This is a genomic window from Methylobacterium sp. OAE515, assembly GCF_041806315.1.
GTDB lineage: Bacteria > Pseudomonadota > Alphaproteobacteria > Rhizobiales > Beijerinckiaceae > Methylobacterium > Methylobacterium tardum.
In genome coordinates, this window is record NZ_JBGMUV010000002.1 from 181261 (window position 1) to 191697 (window position 10437).

The 10437-nt window shown below is 62.5% G+C and carries 6 protein-coding genes and 2 pseudogenes; 3 read left to right on the forward strand and 5 right to left on the reverse strand.

Going from position 1 to position 10437, the window contains the following annotated elements; translation table 11 throughout:
- Nucleotides 1–170: 170 nt before the first annotated feature.
- The 3 genes from ABIE45_RS31115 to ABIE45_RS31125 are packed head-to-tail and all read right to left on the reverse strand — an operon-like array spanning nt 171 to nt 4871.
- A complete protein-coding gene (locus ABIE45_RS31115; RefSeq protein WP_192711382.1) occupies nt 171–1715 on the reverse strand; it encodes a flagellin in 1545 nt (514 codons plus the stop codon).
- A gap of 2 nt (nt 1716–1717) precedes the next feature.
- Nucleotides 1718–3553 (reverse strand): flagellar hook-associated protein FlgK, encoded by a 1836-nt coding sequence (gene flgK / locus ABIE45_RS31120; RefSeq protein WP_192711381.1) that lies wholly within the window; start codon nt 3551–3553, stop codon nt 1718–1720.
- Between the two features lie 34 nt (nt 3554–3587).
- Nucleotides 3588–4871 carry a flagellar hook-basal body complex protein gene (locus ABIE45_RS31125; RefSeq protein ID WP_192711413.1) on the reverse strand — a complete coding sequence of 428 codons (1284 nt, stop codon included), beginning with the start codon at nt 4869–4871 and terminating at the stop codon, nt 3588–3590.
- Nucleotides 4872–5391: 520 nt separating this feature from the next.
- Between ABIE45_RS31125 and ABIE45_RS31130 the strand changes: the two genes are divergently transcribed.
- Nucleotides 5392–6197 (forward strand): IS5 family transposase gene (locus ABIE45_RS31130; RefSeq protein ID WP_373622932.1). Its coding sequence is split into 2 segments (ribosomal slippage): nt 5392–5722 and nt 5722–6197, totalling 807 coding nucleotides; the frame shifts between segments, so codons are not numbered across the junction.
- Between the two features lie 110 nt (nt 6198–6307).
- Nucleotides 6308–6421 (forward strand): annotated as a pseudogene (locus ABIE45_RS31135) (transposase); the annotation flags it as partial.
- Between the two features lie 217 nt (nt 6422–6638).
- On the opposite strand, the gene ABIE45_RS31140 reads toward ABIE45_RS31135, so the two are convergent.
- Nucleotides 6639–7796: an MFS transporter gene (locus ABIE45_RS31140; RefSeq protein WP_192711635.1), complete on the reverse strand. Its 1158-nt coding sequence runs from the start codon at nt 7794–7796 to the stop codon at nt 6639–6641.
- Between the two features lie 225 nt (nt 7797–8021).
- On the opposite strand from ABIE45_RS31140, the gene ABIE45_RS31145 reads away from it, so the two are divergent.
- Nucleotides 8022–8918, forward strand: coding sequence for a helix-turn-helix domain-containing protein (locus ABIE45_RS31145; RefSeq protein WP_192711636.1), 897 nt, complete (start codon nt 8022–8024; stop codon nt 8916–8918).
- A 79-nt stretch (nt 8919–8997) separates the two neighbouring features.
- Here the strand turns inward: ABIE45_RS31145 and ABIE45_RS31150 are convergent.
- Nucleotides 8998–9598, reverse strand: a pseudogene (locus tag ABIE45_RS31150) (IS701 family transposase); the annotation flags it as partial.
- Nucleotides 9599–10437: the final 839 nt, after the last annotated feature.

The window sequence follows — 10437 nt, forward strand, 5'->3', positions numbered from 1 at the left end:
GTTCGGGAGTTTGTACAAAGAACGTCGTACCGTTGGAGCTGATCTGCTCAGGTCGTCGACCTTTTTCAATCTCTTTTGTGAGCACACTTTGTCGAGATTTGTGCGATTTAACATCGGAGCGGTTCAAGTCGCAGTGTACGACTAATATAGCCATGTTTATCAGTTTCTCGCTAGCCAATATAATTCACAAGGGATAATTTCGAAAGCGAGGAGGTGATCTGATAGCTAGCTTGCAGGCGATTCTGAACGTCCAATAATTTGGCGACGACTTCCTCGGTGGGCGCCTGCTCGATGCCGTCGAGTGTGTTCTGAAGCGTGTTCTGGGTGGCCTTGTTGGTCGTCGCCGCGTTCGACAAGCGCGTCGATGCCAGGCTGAGCTGTGTCACCGTGTCCTGCACGCTCGGAAGCGCGCCGCTCGGGGTCGTGCCGGGACTGGTATCGGCCGACGAGAGAAGGGGCTGCGCTTGGCTGCTGATTAAGCTGTATATCGCGGCCGCGTTCGGATCCGATGAGTTCGGCATACCGAGAGCTACGGTCGCGAGGCCCGTGAGCACGTTGCTGATCGCCGGCTGGTTGGCGCGGACACCGATTTGAACGCTGCTTCCCGCGCTGACCTGCACCGATTGGGTGTCGAGCGGGTTCTTCGACCCATTCTCGCCCTGGTACCAGACGACGGTATTCGCGGCAGTGGTTGTTGTATTCGGAGCGGAGAAGAAGGTGCTCGCCGCTTGAGCGGTGGAGTACGCCGGCAGCGTGCTGCTGGCGGATGCCGACAGGGCGCTCTTCAGGGCCTCGTTGAGATTGTTTGCCGTCTCAGCCTTGTCCGCGCCGATCGCGAAGCCCGTGTTCGAGAACGCGGGCGTGGTGCCGCTGGCCGCCGCCGTCAGTGTCACTTTGGTCTGCGTTCCGTCGGGCAATTGCAGGGTCAGCGTCAAGCTGTCGCCTGCGGCGGGCTGCTGATTGACATCGATCGTGACGGTGGCCGATGTCCCGGTCGAATCAAGCGCGCGGGTTGCAGCGATGCCGCCCGGGGTCGGCACCGCGGAAACGCTGGTGATCGCGAACCCGGATTGCGGCTTCGCCCGGGAACTCGGGTCATCTGCAAGTGTGATCTCGGTCGGATTTGATGCGAGGTAGGTTTGGGTCAATCGACCGTTACCATTCGCACCGAGGTCAGCCTTGACTTGGCTCGACACAAACTCCGTCAGGCCCATCTGGTCGGTGGAGCCGTCAGGGTTCTTCGTCCCGTTCAGGATCGTATTCGCGTCGAGGACCGGCTGCGTCGAGCTGTCTTCGCCGCCGAACAAGTAATTGCCCGCCACCGACTGATTCAGGGTATCGAGAGCCGCCTGAAGGTTGTTCAACGCGTTGGCCTTCGCGGCAGTCGCGTTCACCGGCGTGCTCTGCAGGCCGTTGTTCAACGTGTTGCGCGCATCGATGCCCAGCGTCGCCACCTGCGTTAGGCTCGTCACCGCGACGTTCGTCCGGGTCTGCGCGGCGGTGATGCCGGCGGCGTAGCCGGTGAGTGCGCTGAGGGTCGCCTGGGCCGCGAGCGCCGTGGACCGCCCGGAGCCCAGGCCGCCATAGGTCTGCGCGGTCAGCCCGCTCGAGAGCTGGGTCGACAGATCGTTGAGCTGGCTCTTCAGCGTCGTCAGCTGCGAGGTGGTTCGGTTTGTGAGGTAGGAACCGGCAGCAAAGGGCTTGATCGTCGTCATGATCAGATCTGCAGCAGTTGGTTGAGCATGTCGCGGGCCGCGGTCAGCACCCGGGCGTTGGCGCCGTATGCGTTCTGCAGGGCGATCAGGTTCGACATCTCCTGGTCGATGTTGACCCCGGCCCCGGCCGCGAACCGGCCCTGCGCTGTGGAGAGCGCGGTCTGCTGCATGTCGTCGAGCGCTGTCGCATTCGCCGAGGCGGCCCCCTGCGTCGAGATGATGTCCTGCGCGAAGCCGATCACTGTGGTGCTATGCGGAGCCGAGACGCCGCCGATACCGCTTGCCGCCGAGAAGGTCTGCTGGGTAGAGGTAAGCGCAGAGAATAGCTGCTGAGCCCGCGCACCGGATGCCGTCATATCGGTGGCGCTCGTTGCCGTCAGCGCCGCTGGCTTTCCCGATAGATTTCCGTTGACGGTGATGCGTTGCGCGAAGCCGGTGAGCTGCGAGCCGGGGTCGAGGGAGCCGGTGTAGAGGGCATTGCCCGCGCTATCGACGAACAGGGGGATCTGGGGATAGCCCGATGTGGGATCCGCCGAAGTTGGGACGGTGATGCGCGCTGTCGCCGCGACCGGAGGCACGCCGGCCGTGCTTGTGATGATTAGACTCGCGCCGCTACCGCTCGCCGAGAGGTTTGGGTCAATAAGTTTGAGAGCCTTGTCGATCTGCGTCTGATCCACTGGGAGTTGGATCTTCGCCACGAGTGCATTGGGATCGACAGTCTGGCTGGCTGTGATGGGCGACGTGTTGTTGGACGCCACCAGGATGATGTTCCGGCCGGTGCTGTTCGCGTTGGCCGGGATTGTCAGGGTGTTGCCGGCCTGAAAACCTGTGAGGTCGATTGTGGCGGTCTCGGTGCCCGTGTTCTGCGTCGCCTGCGTCGCGGTGACCTGCTTGTCGGTCAGCGAACTCGCGAGCCCCGCGGCGAGGTCGTCGAGCTGTTGCTGCGCCTGGGGCAGCGTCTGATCGCGCAGCTCGATCTGGGCCGCCAAACTGCCCGAGCGCAGCACGCCGGGCTCGCCGAGGTCGATCTTGCCACCTCCCGGCAGCGTGGCCGTGATCGTGCCGACCGAGCGCGGGTTGGCCGAGTAGGAGGACGTCGCGCTCAGTGTCCCCTTTCCGTCGAAGCTCAGCGATGCGGCATTGCCGCGATCCACCAGCGTCGCCCCCGACTGGGTCAGGACCGTCACGGTCCCATCGCTTTGCGCGGTCGTCTTGACATCCATGTAGCTCGACAGGTTGTTGATCGCCTGATCGCGCTGGTCCTGGAGGTCGGCCAGGGACGTGCTGTCCGTGGTATTCTGGATCTTCTTGTTCAGGTCCGCGATGCTGGACAGGAGCGAGCTGGCCGATTGCGTATCGGCACCGAGCTGCGCCTCGATCCCGGTGCGTAGATTCTGCACCGAATTGGCGGCTCCGTTGATCTGGCTGGCGAGCGCCGAAGCGTTGCTCAGCACCGTTGTCCGGGCAGCCGCCGAGGTCGGATTGGCGGCGAGTTCCTGGAGCGACTCGGTGAACGTGTTCAGCGTGCCGTCGAGCGCCGTGGAGCTGCCGGGCGTCCCGTACAGAGCATCGAGCTGGGAGATGATCCCGGATTTGGTGCTCGTGTAGGCGGCGCCCGAGGTTTCCAGCCGAAGCTGCTTCAGGGCCGCCGCATCGAAGCTGCGGGTGACCGCCCCGGAGGCGACGCCCAGGTTGTTGGTGCCGGTGGCGACGGACGTGAGCGTCCGCTTGACGTAGCCAGCCGTCCCCGCATTGGCGACGTTCTGCGAGACGACGTTGATCGCCGCCTGAGTTGCGGCGAGCCCGGCGGTCGCGTTGGACAGTGCGTTCAGCGACACTTCACAGCCTCCTCAGCGACCTCCGGAAGACAGATTATCGAATCACGTTGAGCAGGTCCGACATCATGGTCTGGGCGGTCGACATGACGCGCGTGTTCGCAGAGTAGGCCTGCTGGGTTACGATCATCTTAGAGAATTCGGTCGCGATATCCGTGTTGGACTGCTCGAGGCTCGCTCCCGTGATGGTGCTGCCATTGAGGCCCGCGATCGGCGGACCGGAATCGGCCGTCTGAAGATAGTTGCCGTTCGAATCGGCCTTCAAACCGTCCGGATCGGCGAATTGCACGACCCCGGCGGTGGCGAGCGCGACCACCGACCCGTTCGAGAACGTGCCGTTGATTTTGCCGTCGGTGCCGACCGCAACACTCGTCAACGTGGCGGAGGTATTGCCATCTTGGCTCAGCGTACTCGTCGTCGCAGCACCGGTGGCGTCGGCATATTGTGTCAAGCCGCCTGATATATCCAATGTGAGATTGTTAAACGTGTATCCGGATATTTTTGCAGGACTGAGTGTCACCGTAGTCTTGCTGGGTGTCGTCGCGCTGGGTGACGGTGACGTCAATTTACCCGTCGCATCGAATGCGAATGTCGTGCCAGAATCGGTCCATGTCGGCGTGGCCGTGGCGCTACTGTTGTAGACAAGGCTCCAGGACGTGCTCGTCGCGCCTGCGGCTGGCGGCGTCTGAATCCAACGCGTGTTGACGGTAACAGGCGCACCGGACGACGTGTACGCTGTCAGCGATGGGCCGGCGATGCTGCCAGCTGGATCGGCCGAGGGGCTTACTGTCGGCGTCGCTGGGAGATTGCCTGAGTAGGTGATGGTCGTTGTCTCTTTAGCCGGCAGGACAGGATTGCCGATCACGATCGGCCCTGAATTGACGACCTGACCGGTCACAGGGTCGAGATTGTTGCCGGTGAGGTACCCGCCCGCACCGTTCTTAAGGTGACCGTCGACAGTCGGGGCGAAGTCGCCGCGACGCGTATAGGCATTGGTCCCGCTGAAGGTCGCGGCCCCGTTGGCGTCGCCGGTCTTCTGCGCCACCGTGAAGAAACCGGTCCCATCGATCGACATGTTGGTCGGCACGCTCGACGCGACGACGTTGCCGGCGATGGTGTTGGTCAGCTGCGATTGCGCCAGAACCGAGCCGGCGACCTCCCGCTTCTGCGTCGTCTCCGCCATCATGTCGATGAAGCTTGTGTCGACGCGCTTGTAGCCGGTCGTCTGGGAGTTCGCGATGTTCCCAGAGATGTTGCTGATGGCATAGGACTGCGCCTGCAGTCCGGAGACAGATGTTTGAAGGGCGGTGAAAAGATCCATGGCGATACTCGACCAACGTTCCTCCAGCATCAAGCACACATCGGGCCAGAAAATAACTTAATCTTCTGAATAAGATAGCAAGTGGTGGCCGGGCGTTCGTGCCAGTTGCAGGGAATAAATTTCCCAGTCTAGGCAGTTTCTGCAGTGCTTGCCCTGAAAGTGCGAGCGGTCTCAAATTTACGCGACTCTCGATTGCTCCTGCTTCCGCTCCAAGATCTCACGCCTTGATGGACCAGGCGCTTGACCTCTTTGAGCGCTCTATGTCTTTGGTTTTCGTCAAGAACCGCGGCGTTTCGCGGCCTCATTCGAGAGAGGTCGTGGTCAGGGGAACGCGTCGACGGACGAGATCGCGATCCTGCACTCGGGGTTGCTCCAGGACGTCGTCAGCGCCTCCCGAACTGCCGTCCCGTTCTGCGCCAAGCCAGCCGCGAAGGTCTCTAACGCCGCGACGCCGCAGGTGCGCGCCTCTTAAAGCGCCTAACGGAACGGGCACGGATTGCGTGGGCGGGCGTTGGTGGTGATGGCTCGTCCGCTTCTGCCCGATGATCTCTGGACCGAGATTGCGCCGCTTCTGCCGCCGCCCCGCCCACGTCCGAAAGGTGGCCGACGGCCGATCGAGAACCGAGCTGCGTTGACCGGCATTCTGTTCGTGCTGCGCTCAGGCGTTCCGTGGGAGATGCTGCCTGCGGAGATGGGCTGCGGCTGCGGGATGAGTTGCTGGCGCCGCTTACGGGACTGGCAGGCGGCCGGCGTGTGGGCGCGCCTGCATCAAGTGCTCTTGGAGCGCCTGCACGGGGCGGGTCAGATCGACTGGAGCCGAGCGAGCCTGGACAGCGCCTCTGTCCCGGCCAAAAAAGGGGCTCTGCCACCGGCCCGAACCCGACGGACCGGGGCAAGGCGGGCCAGACGCGCCACCTCGTCACCGACGCGCGCGGTACGCCGCTCGGCGTCTGCCTGAGTGGGGCCAACCGGCACGACAGCGTGATGATGGCACCGACCCTCGATGCCATCCCACCCGTGCGCAACGGTCGGCGGGGCCGGCCGCGACACCGCCCGGACAAACTGCACGCCGACAAAGCCTACGACGCTCGACCGCGCCGACACGAGTGCCGGGCACGCGGGATTGTACCGCGCATCGCACGCCGCAGCATCGAGAGCAGCGAGAGACTGGGCCGGCACCGATGGGTGGTGGAGCGCACGCACGCTTGGTTCAATCGCTTTCGTCGGCTGCCGGTGCGCTACGAGCGACGTGCAGACATCTACGAGGCCTTCACCAGCCTCGCTGCCAGCCTCATCACACTCAACCAGATCAAACGGTTCTGTTAGGCGCTCTTAGAGCCGTCTGTCGAGTTCGCCGATCGCATCCGCCGGTCGGTCGCCATCGGACTTGCGCCGTATAAGGTGGAGAGCTCATTTCCTGAAGGAGGAGGGTTCCGATGGCAGACCGGAAGCAGACCTTTACCCCTGAGTTTCGCGCTGAGGCGGTGCGATTAGCGCAGACAGGCGGGCGGTCCCGCCGCGCGGTCGTCGCCGATCTCGGTGTCGGGCTTCACAGCCGCATCCGACCAAATACAGCCCTTCCGAGAGTCTTGCCTCTGGAGCAGCCGATCTGGCCGGTACGGTTTGGATATGTTTGTAAGAGACTGACCGGTGTATCTGTTAGCGAGCTAAAGCCGTCACCGTGCATAGATCAGGACCTCTGCACGGACCTTTGGCCGTTCAACATGAAGTGCTTGCTGCTCACTCGGCTGCTTGCGCCACGGGCTTCTACACCAGTCTCTCGCCCGGGAAGATTAGTGCCCCGACTACGACCAGCACGCAGAGCACGCCGAAGGTTTGCAGCATCAAGGTGAAGCCGCCCTTGTCGTGTAGCCAAGCCACAAGACCCACCGAGACGCCGGCCGCCGTGAAGCCGAGGCAGTAGCGAGCTGCGAAGGCCCGCGCCCGCCACTCGTCGCTTGTGTACTTGCCCACCATGGCATCGTTGATCGTTACCTGCCCGAAGGTGCCGATGAAGATGCCGATGGACACGAGGATCAGCCGCCAACTGCCGAGCTGCGCTCCGAAGAACAATAGCGGCGCGAGCAGCACAGACAAGGGCAGGAACACCGCTTTGAGGGAGTGCCGGTCGAGTAAGCGGCCGATGACGTACTGGGCCAGTGCCCCGAACACGTAAGTGCCCGCCGCGATGACGCCAATCAGCGCCGGGCTGGTGGTCAGGTCGGACAGGCGCTCGGCGAACAGCTTGGGTAGCGCCACGGTGATTGCGTTGAAGGTGGTCGAGGACGCGATGATGGTCACCACGAGCGCGACAATCACACGCCGCATCGCCCCCTTGGCGATCCGCGCCGAGCCGCCACCCTTGGCACCGCTGCGTACCTCATGCTGCACACGGCTCATGAACATGACCCCGAGCGCGATCGTGGCCGCCCCGGGGAGGAAGAAAGCCCAGCGCCAGCCGAGATACTGGCAGACGAGGCCGGTGACGAGGGCCGACGAAGCGACACCGAGGTTGCCCCACACGCCGTTGATGCCGATCTCTCGGCCGAGCTTGTCTGCGTACGAGACTAGCATGGCGGTTCCGACCGGATGGTAGATCGCTGCGAACAGGCCGACCGCGAGCAGGGCAGCTCCAAGCTGCACGGGCGTCTGCGTCAGGGCTACGGCGATGAGCGATGCCCCGATGCCGAAGAAGAAGATCACCATCATGTGGCGGCGGCTCCAGCGGTCGCCGAGCCAACCAGTGGCGAGCGAGCCCGCGCCAAAGGCGACGAAGCCGGGCGTGGCGTATGGCAGCAGCTCCGAGTAGCCCATGCTGTAGATGGGCGCCAGGACGATGACCGCCGCCGCGAAGATCAGCATAGCGTAGTGATCAATGAAGTGGGCTGCGTTGATGTAACCGATTACAGTTCGCGATTTATTCATGAGTTCACGTCCGATTAGAAATCTTTAAATCCATCGTCCGGGCCACCAAAGCGGTACTTGGCTCCGCCCGACGAGCCCAAGCCCGTTCCGTCGTAGTGCGTGGCGGGTGCCGGACTAGCGGCCTCCGTCGTGGCGGCGGCCGGCTAGGCGGTCGTCCTGTGATGCAGTGTCTCGTCGATCATTGTGACGGCCAGGAGGGCGGCTGTGGCGAGTAGGATGTTCGGCATGACAAGGCTCCACGCGGTCCGGCATGATGCGAAGGGTTTACCAGGCCGAGCCGACAAGCTAGCGTGGCTGCTCATCGGTGTGAGGCCAACGATCATCGCCAAGGCGCCAAAAGCTACCACCCATTTCTTTTCTCCGACGAGCAGCGGTGGCACACTTGGCGTGCTGGCGCGGTCCTACCCGCGCGGCAAGCGGATCGGCGAGCACATGCACCGCGAGGCGCAACTGCTGTTTGCCGCGCAGGGCGTCATGCAGGTGACGACACCCACGGGCCGTTGGTTGGTCCCGCCTACGCGGGCGGTGTGGCTGCCGCCACGCCTGGAGCATGCCGTCGATGCTCTGAGCGACATCGAAATGCGGGCTCTGCTCATCGACCCGGCGCAATTCGACGGCCACGCGGATGCGCTGCGGCTGAGCCGCGCGTTCGTGGTGATCGTGCGGCCCCTTCTGCGCGAGGTGATCCTGGCCTCATTCGACGCAGCTCTGGATACGCCTCGGCGGGCGCTGCTACAGGACTTAGCGCTCTACGAGTTGGCTGAGGCGGAAGACGCCGCGACGTTCATCCCGATGCCGACGGAGCCGCGCGCGCGGCGGGTGGCCGAACTTGTGCTGGCTGATCCGGCAGGCCGACAGTCACTCGATGATCTAGCCCGAACGGCCGGCACGTCCCTACGCACGGTCTCGCGGCTGTTTCCGGCTGAAACGGACTTGACCTTCAAGGAGTGGCGCCAGCGCGCCCGCATCCTGGCGGGGGTCGAAGCGCTAGGCGGGGGGCGCTTGACGGTCAAGCAGGTGGCGGTTCAGCTTGGCTTTTCCAGCGTGGCCGCATTTGGGCATGCCTTCCGGCAAGTTATGGGAATCACGCCGAGCGCTCTCGTGAAGGGATCACTAGACTGATCAACAGTGCGACGTGCAGAAACTGGGATTTTCGCACATGCCTAGCCGGATTGACTAGCACTACCTGGGCACCTTGAGGTCAGATGGTAGCCTGAAGCAGCTCTGACAGTGCGGACATCGGACGGGCGGGATTAGAGCGGCAAATAGCTGTCCGAGAATGGCCTGCCGCACGGCGGGCAGGCTCGGTGGCGGCGGCGGACCCGGCAAGCGGGCCGTCATTTTTTTCCCCGCTCCGTCCGACGATGCTCGGACAGACGCAGGTGCTGCAGGTAGGCGTAGGCGATGCACGTCATCAGCGCGTGCCGATGCAGCCCCGTCCAGGAGCGGCCCTCGAAATGGTCGAGGCCGAGTTCCTCCTTCATCTGCTGGTGGGCCTGCTCGCACACCCAGCGTGCCTTGATCGTGCCGGCCAGCGCCCGCCGGGTCGTCCGGGGCGGCAGGTTGGACAGGTAGTACTTGCGGTCGCCTGACGTGCGCCACTCCCCCACGAGCCAGACCTCCGCGCCCGGCAGATGGCGGTTGTTGCCCCAGACCGGACCATCGCCCACCCGCACCCGGATCATGGCGAACCGAGCCGTGAGCTTGCCTCTCGTGCCCTGGCGCCAGGGCACGCGCCGCCAAGCGAGATCTGCCAGAACCGCCTCGGCGTCCTGCGGCTCCTGGTCCGGCACAGGCTTGCGCGCCCGACTCGTTGGCGAGCGGGAGCGACTCTAGCCATCCAGGATGATCGCGACCTAAACGAAGCCGCCCGTCGCTGCGACGTGGGTCATCCACTGTTCGTGACAGCCAACATTCTGTCTTAGGAGTGCCGCCTGCGGACATAGCGCAGAATTATTACAGCCGTAATCAAATCGCCGCTTTCCGACATAGACCCGAAATATCATCTACCTAACGATCGATACGAACATGCAATACATCAACCTCGGGCTAGATGTGCGCATTTTACGGCTTACACAAAACAGAAGCCGCGCCAACTAAAGACTCGAAAAAATAATACGGATGAGTGAACGATGTAGCTGAAAAGGAAACAAAAACCTCGTCCAACTCTAATGCCGATAATACGGCAACCTGCGTGGATAGAGAAATCTAATCCGCTCCGACAAAAAAATCTCGAAAAGGACGCGCGAGAGTGAAATTTATCCACACCCAATGTTCATCATGCGGACTAGATTTCACAATCGTCGCCACAGATTATCAGAGAACAGTTCAGGTGACGAAGTCCACGTGGCGGGAATGCTGCCTAAATGCTGCTACCCAGCATCATGCAAAGTTATGTCACGACCTAAATTTCGCAGCCTCAAATGCTTTAGCACCAACCGACAGCTCAGAGTGTGTCGATTCCCTACTATAGAGCAGTCGCAACGATCAAAAATAGAATCAGACCCACTTTTTGAGAGTCAAGAACATTGTCCAATGAGCCCCCCTTCAATACCAAGCCTCTCCTGAATGCTTTGCATGCTTATATCGGACGCTAAACCTCTCTGGTCCGACCGAGAGCAAACTTGACTGGATGATTTAG

Coding starts and splice junctions, on each gene's coding strand:
- ABIE45_RS31115 (WP_192711382.1), bottom strand. CDS start 1,715: ATGACGACGATCAAGCCCTTTGCTGCCGGTTCCTACCTCACAAACCGA.
- ABIE45_RS31125 (WP_192711413.1), bottom strand. CDS start 4,871: ATGGATCTTTTCACCGCCCTTCAAACATCTGTCTCCGGACTGCAGGCG.
- ABIE45_RS31140 (WP_192711635.1), bottom strand. CDS start 7,796: ATGAATAAATCGCGAACTGTAATCGGTTACATCAACGCAGCCCACTTC.
- ABIE45_RS31145 (WP_192711636.1), top strand. CDS start 8,022: ATGACAAGGCTCCACGCGGTCCGGCATGATGCGAAGGGTTTACCAGGC.